The organism is Bacillus sp. YH3-2-B2 (assembly GCF_053663335.1).
In genome coordinates this window covers 644,277-667,155 of sequence record NZ_JBSJQE010000002.1, presented here as the reverse complement: position 1 = coordinate 667,155, position 22,879 = coordinate 644,277, and the positions used below count along the sequence as shown (strand labels likewise).

The following is a 22,879-nucleotide window of genomic DNA, read 5'->3' as shown; positions in this document are numbered from 1 at the left end:
TTTCTCGTCTTATCTGCTGTTCAGCACTTCTGCGATGTGCATGACTCTGACGTTTTTATCCTTACGGTCAAGACGCCCGCCGATATTCATCAGACATCCGCAATCCGCCCCGATCAGCACCTCGGCTTCCGTGTCTTCCACGCAGGCGACCTTTTCATCCACCATTTGTTCAGAGATTTGCGCCATTTTCACAGAAAATGTTCCTCCGAATCCGCAGCATTGGTGTTTTCCGGGAAGCGCGGTCAGCTCGAGCCCCTTGACATGGCGCAAAAGCTTCATCGGCTCCTCCGACACGCCGAGCAGCCTCGTCATGTGGCATGATGTATGGACTGTCGCTTTTTTATGCAGCACCGCCCCGACATCCTCCACCCCGAGAACGTTGACGATAAAATCCGTTAACTCATATGTTTTGTCCGCAAGCTGCTGCGCTTTTTCGGCCCACTTCGGATCGTCCTGAAACAGATGCGGATATTCACGGAACATCGTCGTACAGGAACCTGACGGGCTGACGACGTACTCCGCTTCTTCAAACGCGGCAATCATCCGCTTCATCGCTTTTTTCGCATCCGTCACATACCCGCTGTTGTATGCGGGCTGCCCGCAGCAAATCTGCCCCTCGGGAAAATCCACCTCGCACCCGAGCCGTTCCAGCACCTCAACCGTCGCCTTTCCGACATTGGTCTGAAACATATCCACAAGGCACGTGACAAATAATGAGACTTTCATGATGAACCCCTCTTTCATCCTCAGTATGTGATCCGGTCATCTGATGACCTGTTTTTGGAAAGCTCTATGAATATCCTACACTATTCTGAATAAGGATTGGAAGGTTTTTCTGAAAAATCCTTTCGTCCGATGCGCTGAAGGGTGCAAAAAAAGAGAAGCCTGAAAGCTTCCCATGCTGCTCTACATCCCGTTTTTCAGCAGGCGTCCCAGTTTTTGCACACCCTCTTTTATCGCGGCTTTACCGGCAAAACTGAACGACAGGCGGAGATATTCGGCACCGTCTTCCTGATGCGGAAAAAAATATTTTCCGGGTACATAGGAAACGCCGTGAGACAGAGCCCGCGCCAGCATTGCGGACGTATCAGCCCCCGGCGCTTTCAGCCATACAAAGTAACCGCCTTCAGGCACGTGCCAGGATGCGGATTCCGGAAGATATCGCGCTGATGCGGCGAGCAAAACATCACGTTTGCTTCGATATGCTTCCCGCAAGGCGGCGAGCCGTTCTTCAATATTCGTTTGTTCCAGATAGACGGCGGTCACCGCTTGGGAAAACGGGTGGCCTAAGTCTTTTTTTAACCATGACAATGCCGTAATGAATGCGGCGTCCCCTGCAATCCAGCCGATCCTCATACCCGGGGCGATGACTTTTGATAATGAACCGGCGTACAGCACCCGGCCGTTTTGATCCATGGCTTTCAAGGGCGGCGGAATATCGGTGAATCCGAGCTCGCCGTATGCATCATCCTCCAAGATGAGAAAATCATACGTTTCGGCAAGCTGAAGCAGGCGGGTTCTCCGCTTCGCTGACATTACGGTTCCCGCAGGATTCTGAAAAGCGGGTATCGTGTAGAGAAGACGGGGAAGCACAAGCCCTTTTCGTTTTCTTTCCTCAAGCATGAAGGCCAATGTTTCTGTTTGCAGGCCCTCTTGATCTGTCGGAATGCTCATGATATGCGGTGTATAATTTTTTAAAATCTCGAGCGCTTCCATATAGACCGGAGCTTCAACGGCAGCGGCGGTTTGTTCATCGAGGAAAACCCGCGCAGCCAGATCTATCGCCTGACAGGCGCCTGATGTCACGATCAGCTCATCGTCCCGGCAGTGAATGCCGCGGATGGCTAACCGTTCTTGAATCTGCTTTTTTAAAACGGCCGTCCTCGGGCTTCCCATATAATGCAGCGGCAGATCACGCTCCTCATCCAGAAGGCGGGAGGCGGCTTCTTTCAGCTCCTTATCCGGAACGAGGGCGGGATCGGGATAGCCGGAATGCAGAGGGATGCACGCTTTCGGAACTGCCGGCATCCATTCCCCGGGAGGATCGTTTGTCAGAGCTTTCTTTACATGGTCAGAAAAAAAAGATTCGGCCTGCATGTGATGTTATCCCCTTTCACAAGTCAGCTTCTATACATTTTCTTCAAAATAAGCCCCCAGCACTTCTTCCACATTCGTCAGGTGCGCCGTCATCGCGGCTTCCGCTTCATCCGCGTCTCCGGCGGCGACGGCGCTGTAAATGCGTTCATGCTCTTCATACAATCGCTGCACGCTCGTTCGTTTAGAAAACAGCCAAATTTTTCTCGTTTCTCTCATTGTTTCCAAAAGGAGCGCGGAGACATGATTCATGAGATGCTTAAGCAGCCCGTTTTGTGATGCTTCCGCCAGCGCCATGTGAAAGGAGAAATCTGCTTTTTCGCCCAATTCTTCGTCTCCGTCGATGTCTTTCATCTCCAAGAGAGCTTGGCGGATTTTTTGCAAATCGTCTTCGGTGCGTTTTTCAGCGGCCATGGCGGCGACGCCGAGTTCAAGCAGCTTTCTGACTTCGAGCAGCTGTTTGACGTCCTCTTTTTTCATCAAGAGGGCGGAAGAAAGCGGCTGGGAAACATGAGACGGCTCAAATTCTCTTATGTATGTGCCTTCTCCCTGCTTCATGTCGACGAGCCCCATCGCTTTCAAAGCCGACAGCGCTTCTCTGACCGCCGAGCGGCTGACCTGAAAACTCTCAGAAAGCGCCTGAACGGAATCAAGCTTTTCACCCGGCTTAAGCTCGCCCGCTTTTATCTTCTCCAGCAATGCGTCAGCGACTTCTTCGTAGATTTTTTTCGTTTTAATTTGTTTATATTTCAACGCGATCACCCCGTCACTTGTGAATCTTGATGTTTATCGTCTATTATACTTCTTTTTTTGTGTTGCCGACAGGTTCAGACAATTTGTTCAAGAAAAGTATTGTACTTTCAAAACTTTCAAAATATAATGCTAATTAACCCGGTCATCAGATGACCTTATCATAAAAAGTAATCGTTTACATGACATAAGGAGGGGTTTTTTAGGGATGCAATGGACACAGGGGTACGCTCCTTTAGGGGGAAATTTGCTTTTATCGGCAGCTTGCGCGCTCGTGCCGATTATCTTCTTTTTTTGGGCGCTTGCGGTGAAACGGATGAAGGGGTACATAGCGGGGCTTTTAACGTTAGCCGTTTCACTTTTAATCGCTGTATTTGTTTACGGCATGCCGGCGGAAAAAGCGGTGATGTCCGCTTCTCAGGGAGCGGTGTACGGGCTGCTTCCGATCGGCTGGATTATCGTCACATCGGTCTTTCTGTATAAAATCACCGTGAAAACGGGACAGTTCGAGATTATCCGGAGTTCGGTGCTCTCAATTACAGATGACCGGCGTTTGCAGGCGCTGCTCATCGCCTTTTCATTCGGGGCATTTTTAGAAGGCGCCGCCGGTTTCGGCGCTCCCGTCGCGATCTCGGCCGCTTTGCTCGTCGGACTTGGTTTTCAGCCGCTGTATGCGGCGGGAATTTGCCTGATTGCCAATACGGCGCCCGTTGCCTTCGGTGCGATCGGCATTCCGATTACCGCCGTCGAAGGTCCGACCGGGATACCGGCAATGGAAATTTCCCAAATGGTCGGCCGGCAGCTTCCGTTTTTATCCGTCTTTATTCCGCTTTACTTAATCATTTTGATGAGCGGGTTTAAAAAGGCTTTTGAAGTATGGCCGGCCATTCTTGTTTCCGGCGTCTCCTTTGCGGCCGTGCAGTACGCAAGCTCGAATTTTTTAGGGCCCGAGCTTCCGGATGTGCTGTCGGCGCTTGTTTCCATGGCCGCGCTCGCTCTGTTTTTGAAATTTTGGAAACCGAAAACGGCCTTTCGTTTCGCAGCAGAACGGGAATCAGCAGCGGCCGCTGACCGGGCGCCGATCAAGTACGGGGGCGCCGCGGTGTTTAAAGCGTGGTCTCCTTTCCTTCTTCTGACGGCCATGATATCCGTTTGGGGGATTCCCGGCGTGAAGGCTGCCTTAACCGGTCATTATGAAGGAACGTCAATGTGGCTTTCCTGGCTGAATGCAGCCGGGCGCGCATTGACCTTCACGCCTCCCGTCCCATTTGTAAATCAGCAGATTCTTCAGGCGGACGGCACGCCGATTGAAGCCGTGTACAAGCTTGAGCTTCTCGGTTCAGCGGGCACGGCGATTCTGATTGCCGCCGTCATCTCCAAGTTCGCCCTCGGCATGTCGTGGAAGACGTGGGGCGAAGCGTTTATTGAAACGGTGAAAGAGTTAACGCTTCCGGTTGTGACCATTGTTTCTGTTGTCGGCTTTGCTTATGTGACGAATGCTTCCGGCATGAGCACGACACTCGGTCTTTCGCTTGCCATGACGGGCGCGATGTTTACCTTTTTTTCGCCGGTGCTCGGCTGGCTCGGCGTATTTATTACCGGCTCTGATACATCGGCCAACCTATTGTTCGGCGGATTGCAAAAGGTGACGGCGCTCTCTGTCGGGATGGACCCGGTTCTCTCCGTTGCCGCCAATTCATCAGGCGGTGTCACCGGAAAAATGATTTCTCCGCAATCCATTGCGGTTGCCTGTGCCGCTGTCGGTCTGGCGGGCAAGGAAGCCGACCTTTTCCGCTTTACGATTAAGCACAGTCTGTTTTTGCTTCTGCTCGTCTGTCTCATTACATTTTTACAGCATCATCTGTTTTCATGGATGATCCCGTAACACGGAGAACCTCCCCGGGGTTTGGCTCGGGGAGGTTTCAGCTGTACCGTTTTCTCGCCGATGACGGCGGAATATTTAATTGATCACGGTATTTGGCGACGGTGCGCCTTGAGATTCGGATCTCATATTGTTCATGAAGCAGATCGGCAAGCTTTTGGTCTGAAAAAGGTTTCTTTTTATCTTCTTTACGGACCAATGCTTCCAGATGCGCTTTTACGGCATAATTGGAGGCGCCGCCATCCCCCGATGATTCAGCTTTCGCCGAGAAAAATGTTTTCATTTCATACAGTCCGTACGGCGTCTGAACGTACTTCCCTTTGATGGCCCGGCTGATCGTTGATTCGTGGAGCTCCAGCGTTTCCGCCACCTCTCTTAAGGTCAGCGGCTGCATTCCGCTTTTTCCTGTGAGAAAAAAGGATTCCTGCCGTTCAGTCAGGACGCCGATAATTCTCGTGATCGTTTGTTTTCTTTGCGACAAAGCCCGGTTCAGCCAGCGCCATTCCTGATATTTTGCCGACAGATAATTTTTCGTGTCACGGCACCCGGCAGCTGACAGGAGCGGCTGATAATGGGCATGAAGCTGGATGTCAGGAAACGAACGGCTGTTGAGCCGCGCTTGAATGATGCCGTTTTTCACCGTGATGAAAATATCCGGTTCTACGTAAAAACCCGGCTCCTCATGCGCATAACGGAGCCCCGGCCTCGGATCAAGCGCGCTGATCATGTCAGCGATGCCCTGAATGTCTTTAAGCGGAATGCCCGTTTTCAGTGTAAGCGCTTTCCAGTTCTTTCTTGCAAATAGCTCAAAATAGGCTTCGGCAATCCATTCCGCCTGTTCGTTCCGCTCGGGCAGACGGCGGAGCTGAAGAAGGATGCATTCCTGCAAAGACCGGGCGCCGATTCCCGCGGGCTCAAGGGATTGAAGCTTTTTCAAAACCGCTTCCGTCTCCTCTTGTGAAGCGGATACATGGTCGGCGGCGGCTGATATGTCCTCTTTTAAATATCCGTTTGAATCCAATGAATGTATCAGATAATTGAAAATTTTTTTCTCATCATCGGACAGCTTCATGTCTAAGGCTTGCTGTTTGAGCGAATCCTGCAACGTTTTACGGGTAAGTCTGATCTGCTGGCTTCCGTCCCGTTCTTTCATCCTGTTTTTATTTGTTTTATGGTAAGATAGTGGCGGCGTGTCTGTTTCCTTTCGTTCAATCAGAGGGTTTTCCAGTGAGAGCTCATCAATATATCCGGCCAGTTCCGCGGAATTGTATCCGAGTAATGTGATGGCCTGTTTAAGCTCTTGCGTTAATTGAGGCTTTAACATTTGTGTTTGCTGAAGTTTGATATCCATCATGCTCACTCCCCTTTTTTCATTGTACATGATTGGTTTCATACCGTATATACTTATTAAAAGGAGTTGCTTTATAGATGTCAGAACTTTTTTCTGTTCCCTATTTTATTGAAAACTTTACACAGCACATTGAAATGAATCCGAATGAAGACCGAATTCATGCGATGAACAGCTATTACCGCTCCGTCGTCTCAACCCTTGTACAGGATCAGCTGACGAAAAACTCGGTTGTGCTCAAAAGAATTCAGCATTTGGATGAGGCGTACAACAAAGTAAAACGCGGAGAAACAAAATAAACCTTCCGCTCATTCAAAGCGGAAGGTTTTCCTTCGTGCCGGCGGTTTCACCGATCAGCCGGACGTCCGGCGCTTCGTGCGTCCAGGTGTAATAATAGTTGGCATTTTTCCCGTATGAATTATCAATGACGGTATTCGGTTTCCCGAGAAGCGAGGACAAGATGTGGCCGTGGAGCCTTGACGTTTCCACCGATTCGTACCTGCTGAAAAACAGGACCGCTTTTTTCGTTAAGAAATCGGAATAGCGTTTCCAAAACCGCGCAATCGGCAGCGGGTTTCCCGCTTTTTTATTCAAAACATTCAGCGTTTGGAAAAAAGCGATTCCCCTGCGGCCGCTTGCTGACAGAACATCCTGCCAGTCACAGCTTTTAACGGAAGAATTGTTTTGCAGCTTCGGGTTGATTTCCCCATCCGTGCGGATAAAATGAAGCCTGCCGCGTGACGGAGCCGCTGACGCCGCGATCGGATACAGCTGATGGGCCATATCAGGCATAAGCCCGATATGATTCGCCGAAAAAAAGTGTTTCGCAGTCTCGTATGACACATGATCTCTCGTAAACAGGTGGAGATCCTTGTGCTCCGCAAAAAGCGCTGATGTCTTTTGCAGCCGTGTCTCATCCTGATAATAAATCGATTGCGGCAGGATGACGATCCTGTTTTCCGGAAAGGATTTGACGATTTTTTCCCTGAACGTCTGATAGTATGGATAGAGATCCCCGAAATTTCCGCCACCCTGACAGACGATGATCGTCTTTTTGTCCGCCCGGCGCCCGAATGGAAAATTGTCGGGATTCCAGCGCTGTTTCACGCGGATGCCGTGCGCTTTAAAAAACGCCTCCGTCCCTTTCATAATCAATAAATCCCCTACATTTCCGTAGAGGGGATAGTCGGCATATATGATGTCGGATTGCGGCGGTATAACGCTGAGCAGACCCGTCAGCTTCTCTTTTAATCGGCTCATAACATGGCGGCTGTCCATGTTTTCTCCCCTTTCGTTTCAAACAGTTGCGCAAGTGCGTCAATGACACGCTGCTGCTCCTCAGAAGACAGGTCAGACCCGGACGGCAGACAGATGCCCCGGCTGAAAAGGTTCTCAGAGACACGCTCATGTTCGCTGTGAGGATAAAAGACGGAAGATGAGAAAAGCGGCTGCGTATGCAGCGGTTTCCACAGCGGCCGGGCCTCAATGTTCTGTTCCGCAAGACAGGCAACGGCTTCTTGCGGCGTCACGCCGTTATCAAGCGTCAGAGCCGTCAGCCAGCGGTTTGAAACCGTTCCTTCAAGCTCCGGCATCATGCGGATGCCCGGATATGTTTCCAGCGCTTCCCGATACCGGTGAAAGATTTCTCTCCTCGCCCGGACGCGATCTTCGAGCACTTCCAGCTGCGATATCCCCACGCCCGCGAGAATGTTGCTTAGCCTGTAGTTGTAACCGAGCTCGCTGTGCTGGTAATGAACGGCGGCATCTCTCGCCTGTGACGCAAGAAACCTCGCTTTTTCAATCGCGGCTTCATCGTCAGACACGAGCATGCCGCCTCCCGATGTTGTAATGATTTTGTTGCCGTTAAAGGAATAAATGCCGAAACGGCCGAAGGTGCCGCTCTGCCTGCCTTTATATGTTGATCCTAAGGACTCGGCAGCGTCTTCAATCAGACAGACGCCGTATGCGTCACAAAGGCTCATTAATTCATCCATTTTCGCGCTTTGCCCGTAAAGATTGACGGCGATTACCGCTTTCGGGAGTCTGCCGCGCCGCTTTGCATCCCGGAGCGCCCGCTCAAGCGCATCGGGCGACATATTCCACGTCTCCCATTCCGAATCAATAAAAACGGGCTCAGCCTGCTCATACACAATCGGATTCGCCGTAGCGACAAACGTAAAAGAAGGACAAAATACAGCGTCTCCTTTTTTCACACCCGCAAGCCGCAGGGCAAGATGGATGGCGGCCGTTCCCGAGCTTACGGCCGCCGCGCTTTTCACTCCCGCATATTCCGCGAGCCGCGCTTCAAACGAATTGACGAGCGGACCGAGCGGGGCAATCCAATTGGAGCGGAAGGCTTCTGCGATGTATTCCTGTTCTTTTCCGCTCATATGAGGCGGAGACAAATAAATCCGTTTGTTTGTTTGCATGAAATCATCCTTTTTCATTATGGATAGGGGGGATGACGCGGGCCGGAACGCCGACCGCCGTCACATGGCCGGGAATTCTGCTGATGACCGCAGCCCCCGCGCCGATAACGGACCAAGGGCCGATGTCCATCTGCGGTATGACGGACGCGCCGATTCCGATGTGCGTTCCTTCCCCGACTTTCACTCCGCCGGCAAGCGCCGCGCGCGGTGAAAGATGGACGTAATCTCCGATTGCATTGTCATGATCGGCAACCGCCCCCGTATTGATGATGCAATGGGCGCCGATGTCAGCGCCCGCCTGAATGACGGCGCCCGCCATCACAACCGTTCCGTGTCCGACGGAAGCCGTTTCACTGACGATCGCCCCGGGGTGAATGAGTGCGGCATAATCGGCATCTTCAATCCCAAGCGTTTCAGCGAACTGCTTTCTGACGCCGTTGCGTCCGATGCATATCGTGAACACGGCCTCGGGGACGAGTTTCTGAAGTATGTGCACGTCTTCCGTCCGGCCCGTATATAAACCGTTCCGAACGGCAAAACCGCTGAATCCGTCGTCCAATATGCCCGCAAGCTCCATATCGGAACGGGCCTGCACGATTTCCTTCACGACTTTTCCGTGTCCGCCGTTTCCGATCAGCACGACCTTTTTCACGATGACATATCTCCGCTGCCTGTGAAGCGCTTTGCCGTCACATGGCCGGCTTGGTGTATGCCTTCTGACACGAGAACTTTTTTCACTGTTAAAAGCAGAATCTTTAAGTCGAGCAGAAAGGTGCGGTTGTCGACGTACCACACGTCGAGCTTGAATTTCTCCTCCCATGAAATCGCGTTTCTCCCATTGATCTGCGCCCAGCCCGTAATCCCCGGCTTCACCTCGTGCCGCCGCGCCTGCTCCGCCGTGTAAAGCGGCAGATAATCCATCAGCAAAGGGCGGGGGCCGACCAGACTGATATCGCCTTTGAGCACATTAAAAAGCTGGGGAAGCTCATCGATGCTCAGTTTTCTGATCAGCCTTCCCGGTTTGGTCAGGCGCAGATGATCCGGAAGCAGCACACCGTTTTCATCACGCGCATCCGTCATCGTTCTGAGTTTATACAACGTAAACGGACGCCCATTATGCCCCGGTCTCGTCTGTTTGAACAATACCGGAGACCCGATGGCGCATCTGACGGCTGCCATGGCGAAGAGAAGAATGACACTCGCGCCGCACAATAACAGCATCGCGGCCGCTATATCAAATACACGTTTCGCCTTCAAATCTGAACAGCTCCTTTCACTTTTCGGCATTTCTGTAAAGCAAGCCGCCTTTCTTCTTTCGTACAAATGAAGAAAAAAGCGAATGCGGCATAGCTTATGCATACGGCAAGCCCCGCGGCGATCAGACCGGCCCAGCTGTCAAGCGGTGAAAACAGACGGATACCCCGGCAGACGGCCCAGGCAAATACGGCCGCCGCCAACGGTCCGAACATGCCTTTGTAAAACGCAGTTTTCTGAAAGCCGGTAATATGCGAAACATACAGCGGCGTGAAGACGGCATTTTTCAAAATGAGGGAGACAGCCCCGGCAATGGTGATGCCGTACAGCCCGAGATGTGCCGGTCCGCTGAGAACCACGGCCAATATGACATTCAGTCCGCCTAAACATAAAGTAACGACGGCGGGCGTTTTTTGTTTATTAAAAGCCGTCCATACGTAAAAAAGCGGCATGACAGAGAGACTGACCGCCAAATACGCGGCGTGAATATATAAAAGCGGCGCCGTCTGCACAAACGACGGGCCCAGCCAAATCGCCAGAAACGGTTCGGCAAGCCCTCCTAATAACGCAGCGGGAAGCGCGAGGAGAAGCCCGTTCATCCGCACGGCCTTATTGGCGTAAGATAGGAGACCTTCCATATCGCCTTTTGAATAATAGGAAGTCAAAACCGGCGCAAACAGTGAAGCAAGCGTCCCGGCAAGACTTCTGAGCAGAAGCGGGAATTGAATAATCGCCGCATAGACACCCGCTTCAGACGGCCCCAGCACAAGGTTGGCCGTCATGAGGTCAATCTGCAGAAACAGCAGCACGCCGATCTGGTTGACAGAACTCCAGGCACCGGCCGAAAACAGCACTTTGCTTGTCTGTAATGACAAAGTTTTACGGCTGAAAGAAAACCACGGAATCAATTTCTTAAAGAAGAAAAAAGTCAGCACAGCTGCACAGACGGCTCCCGCTAATGCCGAAAGCTGGATCTGCCAGATCTTCGGCGGCAGGCACGTAAACAGAGCGAGCACACACAGCACCCTGACCAGCATTTGCACGGCCTGAATGGAACTTGTGATATAAAGCTTGTTGGCAAAAAACGGCCCCGTCGCGAACCCCGCCATAAAAAACGTCAGCATAAACAGCACGCTGCCGATTACGATAGACAGCCTCACATCCGTTAAGAGCCCGGCCGGTACATTCATAATCCTGTCAATAAAAAAAGCAGTCCCGGCGAGCGGCACAGCGAGTAATAGAGATATCACGACAGACGCGGCTAAATAATTGCTTACATACGCATTGGCCTCGTCCCTGTTCCCCCTGTGGGCGGCGACGGAGAAAAACCTCACAACGACTGAGCTCAGCGCAACGGTAATAATAGAGAAATAGTTAATGATATTCTGTGTCAGATGGACAAACCCAAAAGCCTCAACACCTAATGTTTTCACAATAAAGGGCGTCATCCACACTGATAAAAACACCGATAGTAAAAACGCCGTCACATTGGCGCCGAAATTAATGGCAAATTTCATGCTCCTTCCGCACTGCCTTTCTCTTTCGATTTCCGTTCGAAAAACGCATGCAGAAGAAGAGGAAGGCGCATTTTGCACAGACCGAGCACCACGCGCTCCCCGGCCAGCAGCTGTTTATGGCGGCACGGCGTCCTGCGCACGGCCGTTTTTACCATGTCATACGCTAAGATTCTGCCGATATGCGCCGTAATCTGGTGTGACAGCTGCGGGGCGGCGCATGCGTTGGCGATCAGCATCGGAATTTGATGCTTGCACAAATACGTATCAATATCGCTCCGGCAGGCGTCCGTCAGCCCGTTTTCCTCATAAAAAGCCATTTTCGCTGCATATTGCTTTTGCAGTTCGTGATCTAAGCGGGGCTTAAACGGTGTTTCTGTAAGACTTTGCGGATTTTCCCGGTAGATATACAGCCCTTCGTCTATCACTTTGACACGCGCGGCTTGGCGGAACGCTGCCAAGTTAAACGGAGAGTCCTCGGCAAACCGGATATCTTCATGGAACAACAGCCCTTGCAATGCTTCTCGCCGGTATATATAGCGCCACACATACCAAATAAACCGATGTTCGTGCGCGCGGGTCAGCAATGCAGTCATTTCATCCGCTGTGAAGACGCGGCCCGGCGGAAGGGACGGCGGCATATACGTTCTTTCTTTAGACGGCGTTTCTTTGTAATAACCGCAGCCGGCAATATCCAGCCGGTTCTTCTCCGCTTCTTCATAAAGCCGCTCGAACATCGTTTCCGTCACATAGTCATCGCCGTCCGCAAAACCGATATAACGGCCGCGGGCGGCTTTTATTCCGGCATTGCGGGCCGAGCTGAGGCCGCCGTTTTCTTTATGAATCACCCGGATTCTCGCATCTTCTGCGGCGAATTGTTCAGCCATCCGGCCTGACTGATCCGGTGAACCGTCATTGACGAAAATGATTTCGATGTCTCTCAGCGTCTGTTTTGTTAAAGAAACCGCGCATTCTTTAATAAAAGGCTCTGTCTTATACATCGGGACGATCACGCTCAGAAGCGGGGCGGTCATTGGGCATCACCGCTGATTTTCGAGCGCAGCCCGGCAAAATAAACACTTCGCAAAGAACCGCCTTCCTCATGCTTTCCGCTGAGCAGCCGGTTTACGGCGGACGTTACGGCTTCAGGGTCGGGACGTTCAAGCAATGTCATGTTCGGTATGTTTTTCAGCCATTGATAGCCTTCCATCACCTTATGATCAAACGAACGAATGACGACACAAGGCGTTTTCGTCAGCGCACAAAAAATCATCCCGTGAAGCCTGTCAGTGACGACGGCTTCCGCGCCTTTCAGCGTATTCCAAAGCGCTTCCAGCTCCTTTTCGCGTGTATGGCGGCTGACCCTCCGGCCGACCGTCGTGGTAAAGGAATACAGCTCTCCGTACTCTTTGGCCAAAGCTTCTTTTACCATCGTTCTGTCCTCAGCCGTCAGCGCGCTCTCCTTATCCTCCCGTAAACAGAGGTAGATCCCTTCCCGCGCTATGCCCCGCTCGCTTTTATCCAAATATAAGACCATGTCAGGCTGTTTGAGCACTGTTTTTCCGGGAAAATGACGCTTCATCCATTGATACGTCGTCTCATCTCTCGCCATCAACAAAAGGTCGGGATGCGCATTGTACACTTTTCGGGCGCGCTTCAGTTCCTTCCGTCCCTTTTTTGATTCAGAAAAGTGAGCCGTCGCCGGAAGCTGAACGATCCGATATTGCCTGAATGTTTTTATGATAAAGCGGCGCGTCCATTCCTCATACCGGTACAAATCCCCCATGTTCCCGCCGCCGATGATGAATACCATATCATCGGGGTGGCGCTTTTTGATCAGCGCTTTTGCGGATCTGTATATATCCTTCATATCCACCTCGACAATGTCAAAATCGGGATACTCCCGTTCAAGAAACGTTTTGCTTGCGTAGGCGATGGCGTGATCGCCGAGATTATCATGGGACGGGAGCAGCGTCAGAATGATCTTTTTTCTTGCCGCTGTAAGCCCCGCCCCATCCGCTGCCGTTCCGAAATGAAATTGGGACGGGTATTTGACCTTAAGCAAAAGCCATTCCGCGAGATTGATTTTTAAAGATTGTATCGACATGTCTTCACCCTCTGATTTTCATTTTGTACTCGATTGCCCGCTGATACGCGGCTGATGCCAGCGACACGAACGGAATCAGCTTCAGCTTCGCCAAAAGCAGAAGGCATGAGCGTTTGGCGTCAAACGGCGCCGTTCCCGTTTTGGAAAGGCTCAGGCGGAATACGGGATCAGCGCATATCCGGCTGATATTCTTCCACTTCTCAGAAAACCGGCCTCCGTTATTCCGCTTCCATTCATTCAGCAGGCAGACCGTTCCGTGCTGAACGATGAAAAAATCCAGCTCCTGCCGGTATTCCTGTAAGCAGCCGTTTTCACGCAAAAAAGCCTCGTTCAGCCGATAGAGAACGAGACCTGAGTCAAACAGCTTTTTCTGATAGCTTTGCACAATGGAAGTCAAGTGAATCCGATAATGATAGAGCGGCTGATCCACGTATGAGACGGCACCTGCGAAAACATGCGCCCGGAGGCTGAAGTACTGATCCTCCACGTGCTCCAGCTCATCACGAAGCGGAAAGCGCAGCTGATGATGCTCGATCATGGATCTTTTGTACAGCTTGTTCCATGAAAAGCCGCTGACTCTTCCTTCAAATAAATCTTTCAGGTATCGTTGTTTCGGGTGGCCCTCGTACGCTGAAGCGATCGTTGAAACGGCGGTTTTCCCCGTATCCGCAAATTCAGCCGCATATTCGCAAATCACGAGATCAGACTGATCAGCCTTCGCTTTTTCATACATGCTGAGGCAATAATCAGGTTCAACCCAGTCGTCCGCATCAATAAAAGCGATAAATTCGCCGCGCGCCGCCTCGATTCCCCTGTTGCGGACCGCGCCGAGCCCCCGGTTTTGCTGATGAACGACCCTGATTCTCTCATCCCGCTTCTGATAGGTTTCAAGAATCGCCGGGCTTTGATCCGTTGACCCGTCATTAACGGCCACGATTTCGATATTGGCGAGCGACTGATTGAGCAATGAATCTAAGCATCTTTCTAAATAAGTTTCCGTATTATACACAGCAATTAATAAACTGACCGCGGGTGTTTCCATATAAACCTCCAGTGTCCATTACCGGGAAAAAATCGTTCTGTACGGAAGCACAGACGAATCGACCGGCATAAGCAAGTAACTGTAAAGAAAATAACAGACAATAATGGCGATATAAATCAGCGCATTTGATTTTTCATCAAAAATCCTCACAAAATAAGGGATCAGGATCATTTGATACAGGCCGAAATATATATTAAACCGGGCAAAAATAACATCCTTTGTCGCCAAAAGACCGAAGAGCAGGCCGAGCAGACAGAAATTCACGATGACATCAATGTCAGGCCAGAGCTTCCGCAGCCGCTCCCGATAGCAGAAAGCCAAAAACAGCGGCAGAAGCAGCACCGCGATTTTTACGACGTTCATCCCGTTCGTATTGGTCATCAGCCATTTCTCATAATGGCCGTACGAGCTGTTTTCCAGCACGACGACAAACAGCGAAATGAACTTCTGATACAGAAACGTCATAAGAAGAAACAATGCCGACAGTCCGAAAATCGCGGGCGACCATGCTCTTTTTCTGACGAGAAAATAAACCGGAATCATAATCAGCGCTGAGGAATGAAAAAGCGAACACAGCAGCACGATTGACATATAACGCTTCCAGCTTCCGCTGATCACGTAGCGGACGGCCCAAAACAAAACGGCCGCCACCATATACTGCCTGATCCCGTTAAAGGAAGCGTAATAGTGATACGTGCCCAAAAACAAAAATACACTCAGCTCAAACGGACGGCCGAACTCAACGAGCCCCTTTAAAATAAAGCTGCACGTCACGACCGCCACGGTGAAATACATGATTTGCGGATCTTTCGTGATAAAATTCATGAGCCAGATGAGAGCCGTAAACCCCGGATCAACGGCTGCTTTTTTCGCTCCGAACCCGAAGATCTCCCAAATGCTTCCGTAATTTTCCGCCAGCTTGTACATCAGCGCGTAGGTCTGAAAATCCGTCCCGACTCTGTAGCGCAAACCGGAGACCAATACCAGCGATAGCAGCGGAACGAGCATGACGAGCTGATTCGGCCGGTATCCGGTCGAAAGCGATTGATCACGCCCGCCGCACATTTTCGCGAACCATGACCAAATATAAACAATTCCCATATTGACTACATATACAATCATTCGTTACTGTTCCTTTTTCCAATTCATATTGTAAAGCTTCATAACAGCCCCCGCATTTTCTCCCGCATCATATCCCAGCCGCCTGAGGGTTTCTTTAATACGCGCTCCGTCAGGCTTTGCCGCCTCTGCTGCCCGTAAAACCGCGGATGCCCATTGTCCCGGCGGTTCTTTGAGGCTGAGCCTTTTGACCAGCCCGAGCCCGGCATCGGCTTCTTCCGTTATGCCGTCTGATATCACGCACGGCACCCCGGAGGCCTGCGCTTCAACGAGCGTGACGGGCAGCCCTTCATAAAGAGACGGCATGACAAATACATCCAGCGTTTTCAGCAGATCATGAACGCGGTCTTCTATGCCGATAAAACGCACATCATCATCAAGCCCCAGCTTCGCCGCCAGATTTTCCATATCGGTGCGAAGCGGACCGTCTCCGGCGAGAATCAGCTGTAAGCCGATGCCCCGCTCTTTCATATCAGCGGCCAGCCGGAGCAGAAATTCGTGGTTTTTTTCTTCTGTAAAGCGGCCGATATGGCCGATCACCAAACGGCCGTCTGAAATGCCCCGCTTCCTTTTTTCAGCTTCTGTGTCCGCGCACCCGCCGGCAAATAGGTCGAGATCAATGCCATTCGGCAAAAGATGCACGTCTTTTTCTTTCCCGAATAAGAAACGGCCCGCCTCTTTTCCGCAGGCGCACAGTGCCGTGGCGTTTGCCGTGATCAGCCGTCTGAACACAAACAGCTGCATCCCGGCAAGCCGCGACGCCCGCCCCCGCCACGACGTACTGTGCGAATGGCAGATCCGCACCGGGACGCCGGCTAAACGAGCGGCAAGCGCGATAAATCCCGACTGAAAATCGGTATGGGCGTGCACGGCGGCAAACGGGCCTTTTTCCTGAATCACCCGCTTGACCTGTTTTACAAATGTAATCGGGTTTGTGCTGCCGATGCTCGGCACATAAAAAAGCCGTCCGCCGAGAGCGAGAATTTCCTCGTCATAAGCGCACGGATCGTTCCTATGGGTTAAAAAATCAAACTGCACCTTCGTTCTGTCCATCTTCCGGTACAAATTCATCATCATCGTTTCTGCGCCGCCCCTGTTCATACCGCTGAAGATGTGCAGCACCCGCATCGGTTTGTCAGTCATGTTCGGCAAGCCCTTCTTTTTGGCGAATGTCCCTGTTTTTATGATAACGGTTCATGACCGCGGGCGGCGTAATGGCGCGGATGAGCGGTTTTGCGATATACGCGTAATGGGAAAGCGGCAGCTTCAGCCGTCTGCATGCCTGAAAAACGAGCACCGCATTATCAATGGAATACGTAAACGATCTCCTTTTAAACGCATCACTGTCCTCTCTGACTTTATACAGCGTTTCCTGGAGATTGTACCCACGGAAACCCGCTTCAAAAAAGCGCAGCCACAAATCGATATCCTCCATCCGCCGCGTCCGCCTGACTGACCGGTAGCCGCCAAGCGCTTTGTACGCTTCAGCCCGCATCATAATGGTGCCGTGGCAGAACGGTGTGCCTTTCGCCATAATTCCCGGTTTCGGCACGGGCGGCAAAAGCCGGGCGCCCCTGACGCCGAATTCGTCAAATACGAGCATGCCCGTGCCTACGACTTGATAGTGGGCGTGCTTGTTTAAGAAAGCGGCCTGTTTTTCCAGTCTCCTCGGGTTGGAGATGTCATCACCGTCCTGCCTGGCGATATAATCTCCCGTTGCGTATGTCAGACAGCGGTTCAGCGAAGCGGCAAGCCGTTGATTCGTCTTATTTTGAATCAGCGTGATCCGGTCGCTGTAATGATCCGCGTAACGGCGCGCAATCTGATACGTTCCGTCAGTTGACGCGTCATCACACATAATCAGTTCCCAATTCTTATACGATTGGCTCAGGATGGATTCAATACTCTCCGCTAAAGTCTCTTCGCAATTATAAATTCCCATGATGACGGAAATTTTCGGTTGTGCTCCTGCATTCATACGCTTTTCTCCTTTTTATCCATATAACCGGCGTAAATGTGCGCCATTTCCTTTACCGTACGTGTTTCTGAAAAACATTCCGCCGTCCTGCGCCCTTCTTGTCCCATTGCTTTTCGCAGACCCGGGGATCGGTACAGCTTTTCAATCCGATCGGCAAATGCCGCGCTGTCCCCTGCCGGCACGAGAAAACCGTTCACACCGTCTTCGATGATCTCACGGTGCCCCCTGTTGTCCGCGGCAACGGCGGGCTTTTCGGCAGCCATTCCTTCAAGCAGATTCATGCCGAGCCCTTCGCGGATGCTTGAGGCGACAGACAGATCGGCAAGCTGAATCAGCTCATGAATGTCACGGCAAAAACCGTAAAACCGCACAATGTCGGATACCCCGAGTGATTCAGCCTTTTTTCTGTACGGCTCTTCCATCGCGCCTTCTCCGGCAAATACGAGTTTCAGCTCCGGAATGCGGTTCTTCAGCAGTGCCGCAGCCTCAATGAGAAGTCCCTGGTTTTTATTGCCGTTTAATTCAGCGGGGTATATGAGGATAAATTCCCCGGCGCCGAAGCCGTGTTTTTCTCTCAGACGTTCACTCTCTGCCCGGCTCACAGGGCGAAACCTGTCTGTATTCACGCCGATGCCGTGTATTTTCTTCGCGCCGCAAGCTGTTTTTTTCATTTGCTTGGCCCGTTCGTAATCCTCTTCATTAATCGTAATCAAACAATCCGTGTAAGAAGAGAGAAATTTTTCGATCGGGTAATAAATAAGCCAGTTTTTCAGGGGCGCTCCGTCGCAGAAGTGAAAGCCGTGCGCGGTGTACAGCACCTTTGTCCCTTTTTGGCGCGCTTGTCTCGCCGCAAGGCGTGCAAGCACGCCGCCGACCGGCGTATGACAGTGAATCATGTCGTAGCCGTTGTCCTGAATGAGCCGTTTCAGCCGCCTGTAAACAGAAAGATTTTCGGGATGAAACGGCGAGCGCCGGATCGGAATGGAAAACTTTTCATCAACGAACGGAAGATTCATATTGCCGTCTGCTGCGACGTGCACTTCCCAGCCCATATCCTGAAACCATTGAAAATACGGAAGATGAAAGGCTTTAAAATGATAATCGACAGTGGCGCAGAATAATACTTTTTTCGTCATCTTTCTGTCCTCCCATCACACACCTGCGGCCGCTTCTTCATGTACTGATTCGATCGCCTCAAACAGCCGTTTTCTCAGCTCATCTTCAGGCAGACGGCTGAATTCCTCCATAAAACGGATGAGCACGGCCCAATCCCCGTCGATCGCTTTCCCGATATGGATTTTCGGAAAAATCTGTTCCGTATGTACTTCATTATGATTCAGCAGTTCTTCATACATCTTTTCTCCCGGGCGGATGCCGGAGAATTCAATGGGAATCTGTTCTGTCGTATAGCCTGATAAATGAATCAGGTTTTTTGCCAAGTCGACGATTTTGACGGGTTCTCCCATATCCAGAACGAAAATCTGCCGCCCCTTTGCAAGCGCCCCCGCCTGAATGACGAGTCTTGACGCTTCGGGGATCGTCATAAAATATCTTGTCATCGCCGGATGCGTGACGGTGACGGGTCCGCCTTTTTCAATCTGCTTTTTGAAAATCGGAATGACGCTGCCGCGGCTTCCGAGCACATTCCCGAAACGGACGGCGGCGAATTTGGTGTTGCTGACCTTTCCGAGGTTCATGATGACCATTTCCGCAAACCGCTTCGTCGCGCCCATGACATTGGCCGGATTGACCGCTTTGTCAGAAGAAATCAGCACGAATGTTTCCGTTCCGCACATATCGGCGGCTTCGGCGACATTTTTCGTGCCGATAATATTGTTTTTGACGGCTTCTTCCGGATTATGTTCCATTAACGGCACATGTTTATGGGCGGCCGCATGATAGACGACGTGCGGCTCGTATTTTTTCATCAAGGTAAAGATTTTATCTCTGTCCTGAATATCGGCGATCTCCGCGTGAAAAAGCACCTCTTTGCCGAAGCGTGCGGACAGTTCGTTATGCACCGAATAAATGCTGTTCTCCCCGTGGCCGAGAAGGACGATTTCATGCGGAAGAAACGAGCTGATCTGGCGGCAGATTTCAGAACCGATAGAGCCGCCGGCGCCCGTGACCAGAATCGTTTTCCCTTTGATGCTGTCAGAAATTTTGCTCGTATCAAGGGTGACCGGCTTTCTGCCGAGGAGATCTTCGGCTTTCACATCCCTGATGTGTCCGGCAGCCTGCGTTCCGAGCAGGATCTCATCAAATTGCGGCATGATTTTAATATGGGCGCCCGTCTGTACACATTCTTTGTACAGCGTCTGAAGCTCATGGGTGCAAAGAGACGGAATGGCGATGATAATGTGGTGAATTCTCAGCCTCTGCACCGCCGGCATAATGCTTTCTTTTCCGCCGATGACGGGCAGGCCCATAATTTTGAGCTTATGCTTCGTCTGATCATCATCAATAAAAGCCACAGGCATGATTCCGAGATCGTTTTTCTGGGTAAGCTGACGGACGAGCAGCGTTCCTCCTGCGCCCGCGCCGATGATCAGCGCCCGGGAAGAGTCATTTTGCTTCCTGCCGATCGTTTCTTTCAGTACGCGCGAAATCATCCGGCTTCCTCCGATGAACAATAGCTGAATCATCCAGCTGACGGCTAACAGCCGGAATAAAATCGTGTGGAACACCCCGTATTGGACGGCGGCTGTCACAGCTGCGGACAGCGTGATCCCCTTCAGCAGATCAAGCAGCTCGCCTATTCCCGTATACGTCCATACCTGCTTATACTGGTGAAACATAAAAGCGCATACATGATGGCTGATCAGCATGCTTACGGCAGTCAGCAGCAACGCTCCGGAGTCATAAAAGTGATAAGAATCCTCAAAAAATTGATATCCTATAACAACGGAAAGTAAAACGAGATACGTATCCAATGCAAAAATCATTGAAAGTCTTCTCCGGTAAGTCAATCTTTCCCCTCCTCATTTATCGGTTTAGCTGATACGGTTTTCGTAAAAACAGACATAACAGCTAAGCCGATAACAATGCATCATCTTAAGATAAATTGGGCATTTAACCCGTCCTCACACCCCGCCACCGACGACCAGCATCTAAGGCGGCGGAAAACGCCGCCCACAGCAGAGCCGAGTGCCTCCGTTGATAAAGGTAAGGAGACATCACCTGCACCGCTCAATACGAGTAGTGCTCTGTTTTTTTGATTTTCTTTTTATTCAGCAGCGCCCCCAAAAGCTTTGCCTTTGACTGCTGGAGCGCGTCTTTCGCCTTTTGGACGGTATCCATTTTCGTTTTTCCGCTCAAGACGACGAGAACGCTTCCATCTGTCTGGTTCGCTAAAATCTGTCCGTCCGCCACCGCCAAAAGCGGAGGTGAATCGAAAATAACCAGACTGTACCGGCTGTACATCTCCTGAATCAGCTCTCCCATCGCCTTTGAAGATAAAAGCTCAGCCGGATTCGGCGGCGTCGGCCCGCTCGTTAAGACGTAAAGGTTATCAATCAGCGTTTTTTGCACCGTTTCGCCGAGGGAAGCGTTTCCGACTAACACATTCGTAAGGCCTTGTACATTTTCAAGCTGATAGGTCTCGTGTATCGTCGGTTTTCGTAAATCCGCATCGACGAGCAGCACCTTTTTTTCCTGCTGCGCAAATACCGCGGCAAGGTTGGCGGCGCTGAATGACTTTCCTTCTCCCGGAACGGAGGAAGTGACGAGAATGGAGCGCAAATGGGTCTGAACAGAGGAGAACTCAATATTTGTCCGAATGGTGCGGTATTGTTCAGCCACCAATGATTTGTGATGTAAAACGGATATTTGAGCCAGTCCCCTTCTTGATTTCTTTTTTCTGAATCCCAAACGCCTCACTCCCCGAAATGTTTTTCATCAGACCGTGTCTGCTGATTTTTGATGTCATACACAACCCCTAAAACAGGCAAGTCTGTTTTTTCGCTGAGCTGCCGCTCGCTTTTAACGGTTTCATCAAGAAAGTGGAGAAAAAACGCAAGCGTCACACCCGCCATGAGAGCCGCACCGAACGCCATCATGATATTCCTGATGCGCGAAGGCTTGACCATCGGACTTTCCGATGCTTTTGCCTCGGACAAAACAATGACGCCTTTTATATTCATCCTGTCACGGACTTCTTTTTTAAATGTCTTCATCAGCGTGTTCGCTATAGCGGCGGCCTGTTTCGGGTTCTCGTCCTGCACCGCTGCGGTAATGATCTCTGAATCGGTTTCGCTGCTTGTCGTAATCTTTGCTTTTAAAGCGGATGCCGTCTCAGAAAGATGCAGCTTCTGTTTCACTTTCTCAAGCACAACCGGGCTTTTCATTATCGTTTGAAACGTATTGTTGTAATGAAGATTCAGCTGAACGTCGCTGAGATTCGAATTTTTTTCACCGCTTGTTTCATGAATGAGCACTTGGGTCGATGCCTGATAAACGGGCGAAATCACCCGGAATTGGATGTATCCCGTCACCAGCGTTACAACTGCTGTCATGATAAAAATCAGTAAAAGTCTGTGTTTAATAATGTCAAATAATTCTTTAAAACTCATATTCTCATTCATGTAATTACAGCCTCATCCTTATTGCATCAGGCTTAAACGCCCCCTTCTGTTAATGATTGGATTATAAAAGAAAAGGTCGAAATTTGAAAATTTCAAATTAAGCCATTTGGTTCTTTTTAGAGAACATTATCATGATTTTCCTCTTATTTACTGCACTTACCTTATAATTTTAAATTTTATAAAGAACGAAAAATTTCTTATAATGAACAAAAAATGCCAGTATACAGGGGAGAATTCAGCACAATGATTGGAAGAATAATTCGTTTATACCGCAGAAGAAAAGGCTACTCTATTAATCAGCTAGCAGTTGAAGCAGGTGTCTCTAAATCTTATTTAAGCAAGATAGAACGGGGGGTTCACTCAAATCCGTCCATCCAATTTCTGAAAAAAGTATCCGCCACCCTGCAGGTCGATCTGACGGAGCTTTTTGATGCCGAAACGATGCTGCATCAGATGGGAGACACGGAAGATGAGTGGCGCATCCACCTTGTGCAGGCCGTCCAGTCGGGCATGCCGAAAGAAGAACTGTTCACCTTTACGAACAAACTGACTGAAAAGCGCCCGGTGCCCGCACCCTACCGCAACAGAAAACTGACTGAATCCAACATTGAAGAATGGAAAGCGCTGATGCAGGAAGCAAAAGAACTCGGCTTGTCCGTTCAGGAAGTCAGATCATTTTTAGAACGGAAGCGTTACTGATGATATGCTGATGAAAGGGCTTTTATTCGCTTCATGCCTTCATCTCTGTTTATAATGAAAAGAAAAAAGGGGATGAAATC

At 50.7% G+C, this 22,879-nt stretch carries 22 protein-coding genes; 3 read left to right on the top strand and 19 right to left on the bottom strand.

Features of this window, described 5'->3' with window-relative positions; genetic code table 11:
• Positions 1-9 precede the first annotated feature (9 nt).
• From ACWJJX_RS08330 to ACWJJX_RS08320, 3 genes are all read right to left on the bottom strand, one after another.
• Positions 10-726: a (Fe-S)-binding protein gene (locus tag ACWJJX_RS08330; RefSeq protein WP_167860445.1), complete on the bottom strand. Its 717-nt coding sequence runs from the start codon at positions 724-726 to the stop codon at positions 10-12.
• 180 nt (positions 727-906) lie between these two features.
• A complete protein-coding gene (locus ACWJJX_RS08325) occupies positions 907-2,097 on the bottom strand; it encodes an aminotransferase-like domain-containing protein (protein WP_327967644.1) in 1,191 nt (396 codons plus the stop codon).
• Positions 2,098-2,127: 30 nt separating this feature from the next.
• The gene (locus ACWJJX_RS08320; protein WP_017418877.1) at positions 2,128-2,847 is read right to left on the bottom strand and encodes a FadR/GntR family transcriptional regulator; all 720 of its coding nucleotides are present in this window, start codon (positions 2,845-2,847) and stop codon (positions 2,128-2,130) included.
• Between the two features lie 205 nt (positions 2,848-3,052).
• On the opposite strand from ACWJJX_RS08320, the gene lutP reads away from it, so the two are divergent.
• Positions 3,053-4,729, top strand: a complete 1,677-nt coding sequence (lutP, locus tag ACWJJX_RS08315) for an L-lactate permease LutP (protein WP_454022894.1) — start codon at positions 3,053-3,055, stop codon at positions 4,727-4,729.
• Positions 4,730-4,766: 37 nt separating this feature from the next.
• On the opposite strand, the gene rpoN is transcribed toward lutP, so the two are convergent.
• Positions 4,767-6,077: an RNA polymerase factor sigma-54 gene (rpoN, locus tag ACWJJX_RS08310; RefSeq protein ID WP_454022893.1), complete on the bottom strand. Its 1,311-nt coding sequence runs from the start codon at positions 6,075-6,077 to the stop codon at positions 4,767-4,769.
• A 77-nt stretch (positions 6,078-6,154) separates the two neighbouring features.
• Here rpoN and yvfG point away from each other — a divergent pair, with 77 nt between their 5' ends.
• Entirely contained in the window at positions 6,155-6,373 is a 219-nt protein-coding gene (yvfG, locus tag ACWJJX_RS08305; protein WP_003151570.1) for a protein YvfG, read from the top strand.
• A 13-nt stretch (positions 6,374-6,386) separates the two neighbouring features.
• On the opposite strand, the gene ACWJJX_RS08300 is transcribed toward yvfG, so the two are convergent.
• The 15 genes from ACWJJX_RS08300 to ACWJJX_RS08230 form a co-directional block, all read right to left on the bottom strand.
• Positions 6,387-7,352 carry a polysaccharide pyruvyl transferase family protein gene (locus tag ACWJJX_RS08300; protein WP_454022892.1) on the bottom strand — a complete coding sequence of 322 codons (966 nt, stop codon included), beginning with the start codon at positions 7,350-7,352 and terminating at the stop codon, positions 6,387-6,389.
• Positions 7,331-8,503, bottom strand: a complete 1,173-nt coding sequence (locus ACWJJX_RS08295) for a DegT/DnrJ/EryC1/StrS family aminotransferase (RefSeq protein ID WP_454022891.1) — start codon at positions 8,501-8,503, stop codon at positions 7,331-7,333. The genes ACWJJX_RS08300 and ACWJJX_RS08295 overlap by 22 nt, the downstream gene beginning before the upstream one ends.
• 4 nt (positions 8,504-8,507) lie before the next feature.
• Entirely contained in the window at positions 8,508-9,155 is a 648-nt protein-coding gene (locus tag ACWJJX_RS08290; protein ID WP_160249202.1) for an acetyltransferase, read from the bottom strand.
• Complete coding sequence (locus ACWJJX_RS08285) at positions 9,152-9,760, bottom strand: sugar transferase (protein WP_025853492.1); 609 nt, start codon at positions 9,758-9,760, stop codon at positions 9,152-9,154. The genes ACWJJX_RS08290 and ACWJJX_RS08285 overlap by 4 nt, the downstream gene beginning before the upstream one ends.
• Positions 9,757-11,274 (bottom strand): MATE family efflux transporter, encoded by a 1,518-nt coding sequence (locus tag ACWJJX_RS08280; protein ID WP_041481923.1) that lies wholly within the window; start codon positions 11,272-11,274, stop codon positions 9,757-9,759. Before ACWJJX_RS08280 ends, ACWJJX_RS08285 begins: the two co-directional genes overlap by 4 nt.
• Entirely contained in the window at positions 11,271-12,305 is a 1,035-nt protein-coding gene (locus ACWJJX_RS08275; protein WP_454022890.1) for a glycosyltransferase, read from the bottom strand. The genes ACWJJX_RS08280 and ACWJJX_RS08275 overlap by 4 nt, the downstream gene beginning before the upstream one ends.
• Positions 12,302-13,378: a polysaccharide pyruvyl transferase family protein gene (locus tag ACWJJX_RS08270; protein ID WP_101562453.1), complete on the bottom strand. Its 1,077-nt coding sequence runs from the start codon at positions 13,376-13,378 to the stop codon at positions 12,302-12,304. The genes ACWJJX_RS08275 and ACWJJX_RS08270 overlap by 4 nt, the downstream gene beginning before the upstream one ends.
• 4 nt (positions 13,379-13,382) lie before the next feature.
• Positions 13,383-14,420 (bottom strand): glycosyltransferase family 2 protein, encoded by a 1,038-nt coding sequence (locus ACWJJX_RS08265; protein ID WP_454022889.1) that lies wholly within the window; start codon positions 14,418-14,420, stop codon positions 13,383-13,385.
• 18 nt (positions 14,421-14,438) lie between these two features.
• Entirely contained in the window at positions 14,439-15,542 is a 1,104-nt protein-coding gene (locus ACWJJX_RS08260) for an EpsG family protein (protein ID WP_025853495.1), read from the bottom strand.
• Between the two features lie 3 nt (positions 15,543-15,545).
• Positions 15,546-16,682, bottom strand: coding sequence for a glycosyltransferase family 1 protein (locus ACWJJX_RS08255; protein WP_454022888.1), 1,137 nt, complete (start codon positions 16,680-16,682; stop codon positions 15,546-15,548).
• Positions 16,675-17,517 carry a glycosyltransferase family 2 protein gene (locus ACWJJX_RS08250; protein ID WP_025853499.1) on the bottom strand — a complete coding sequence of 281 codons (843 nt, stop codon included), beginning with the start codon at positions 17,515-17,517 and terminating at the stop codon, positions 16,675-16,677. Before ACWJJX_RS08250 ends, ACWJJX_RS08255 begins: the two co-directional genes overlap by 8 nt.
• Positions 17,514-18,653: a glycosyltransferase family 4 protein gene (locus ACWJJX_RS08245; RefSeq protein ID WP_454022887.1), complete on the bottom strand. Its 1,140-nt coding sequence runs from the start codon at positions 18,651-18,653 to the stop codon at positions 17,514-17,516. The genes ACWJJX_RS08250 and ACWJJX_RS08245 overlap by 4 nt, the downstream gene beginning before the upstream one ends.
• Before the next feature lie 15 nt (positions 18,654-18,668).
• Positions 18,669-20,486: a polysaccharide biosynthesis protein gene (locus tag ACWJJX_RS08240; protein ID WP_172614994.1), complete on the bottom strand. Its 1,818-nt coding sequence runs from the start codon at positions 20,484-20,486 to the stop codon at positions 18,669-18,671.
• Positions 20,487-20,706: 220 nt separating this feature from the next.
• A complete protein-coding gene (locus ACWJJX_RS08235; protein ID WP_003151543.1) occupies positions 20,707-21,387 on the bottom strand; it encodes a CpsD/CapB family tyrosine-protein kinase in 681 nt (226 codons plus the stop codon).
• A 5-nt stretch (positions 21,388-21,392) separates the two neighbouring features.
• Complete coding sequence (locus tag ACWJJX_RS08230) at positions 21,393-22,100, bottom strand: YveK family protein (protein ID WP_109567225.1); 708 nt, start codon at positions 22,098-22,100, stop codon at positions 21,393-21,395.
• Between the two features lie 243 nt (positions 22,101-22,343).
• On the opposite strand from ACWJJX_RS08230, the gene slrR reads away from it, so the two are divergent.
• Positions 22,344-22,799, top strand: a complete 456-nt coding sequence (gene slrR / locus ACWJJX_RS08225) for an HTH-type transcriptional regulator SlrR (RefSeq protein ID WP_454022886.1) — start codon at positions 22,344-22,346, stop codon at positions 22,797-22,799.
• Positions 22,800-22,879 lie beyond the last annotated feature (80 nt).

Bases quoted from the DNA above. Each gene is read 5' to 3' on its own strand.
- ACWJJX_RS08330 (WP_167860445.1), bottom strand. From the start codon at position 726: ATGAAAGTCTCATTATTTGTCACGTGCCTTGTGGATATGTTTCAGACC.
- ACWJJX_RS08325 (WP_327967644.1), bottom strand. From the start codon at position 2,097: ATGCAGGCCGAATCTTTTTTTTCTGACCATGTAAAGAAAGCTCTGACA.
- lutP (WP_454022894.1), top strand. From the start codon at position 3,053: ATGCAATGGACACAGGGGTACGCTCCTTTAGGGGGAAATTTGCTTTTA.
- rpoN (WP_454022893.1), bottom strand. From the start codon at position 6,077: ATGGATATCAAACTTCAGCAAACACAAATGTTAAAGCCTCAATTAACG.
- yvfG (WP_003151570.1), top strand. From the start codon at position 6,155: ATGTCAGAACTTTTTTCTGTTCCCTATTTTATTGAAAACTTTACACAG.
- ACWJJX_RS08300 (WP_454022892.1), bottom strand. From the start codon at position 7,352: ATGGACAGCCGCCATGTTATGAGCCGATTAAAAGAGAAGCTGACGGGT.
- ACWJJX_RS08295 (WP_454022891.1), bottom strand. From the start codon at position 8,503: ATGCAAACAAACAAACGGATTTATTTGTCTCCGCCTCATATGAGCGGA.
- ACWJJX_RS08280 (WP_041481923.1), bottom strand. From the start codon at position 11,274: ATGAAATTTGCCATTAATTTCGGCGCCAATGTGACGGCGTTTTTACTA.
- ACWJJX_RS08275 (WP_454022890.1), bottom strand. From the start codon at position 12,305: ATGACCGCCCCGCTTCTGAGCGTGATCGTCCCGATGTATAAGACAGAG.
- ACWJJX_RS08270 (WP_101562453.1), bottom strand. From the start codon at position 13,378: ATGTCGATACAATCTTTAAAAATCAATCTCGCGGAATGGCTTTTGCTT.
- ACWJJX_RS08265 (WP_454022889.1), bottom strand. From the start codon at position 14,420: ATGGAAACACCCGCGGTCAGTTTATTAATTGCTGTGTATAATACGGAA.
- ACWJJX_RS08260 (WP_025853495.1), bottom strand. From the start codon at position 15,542: ATGATTGTATATGTAGTCAATATGGGAATTGTTTATATTTGGTCATGG.
- ACWJJX_RS08255 (WP_454022888.1), bottom strand. From the start codon at position 16,682: ATGACTGACAAACCGATGCGGGTGCTGCACATCTTCAGCGGTATGAAC.
- ACWJJX_RS08250 (WP_025853499.1), bottom strand. From the start codon at position 17,517: ATGAATGCAGGAGCACAACCGAAAATTTCCGTCATCATGGGAATTTAT.
- ACWJJX_RS08245 (WP_454022887.1), bottom strand. From the start codon at position 18,653: ATGACGAAAAAAGTATTATTCTGCGCCACTGTCGATTATCATTTTAAA.
- ACWJJX_RS08230 (WP_109567225.1), bottom strand. From the start codon at position 22,100: ATGAATGAGAATATGAGTTTTAAAGAATTATTTGACATTATTAAACAC.
- slrR (WP_454022886.1), top strand. From the start codon at position 22,344: ATGATTGGAAGAATAATTCGTTTATACCGCAGAAGAAAAGGCTACTCT.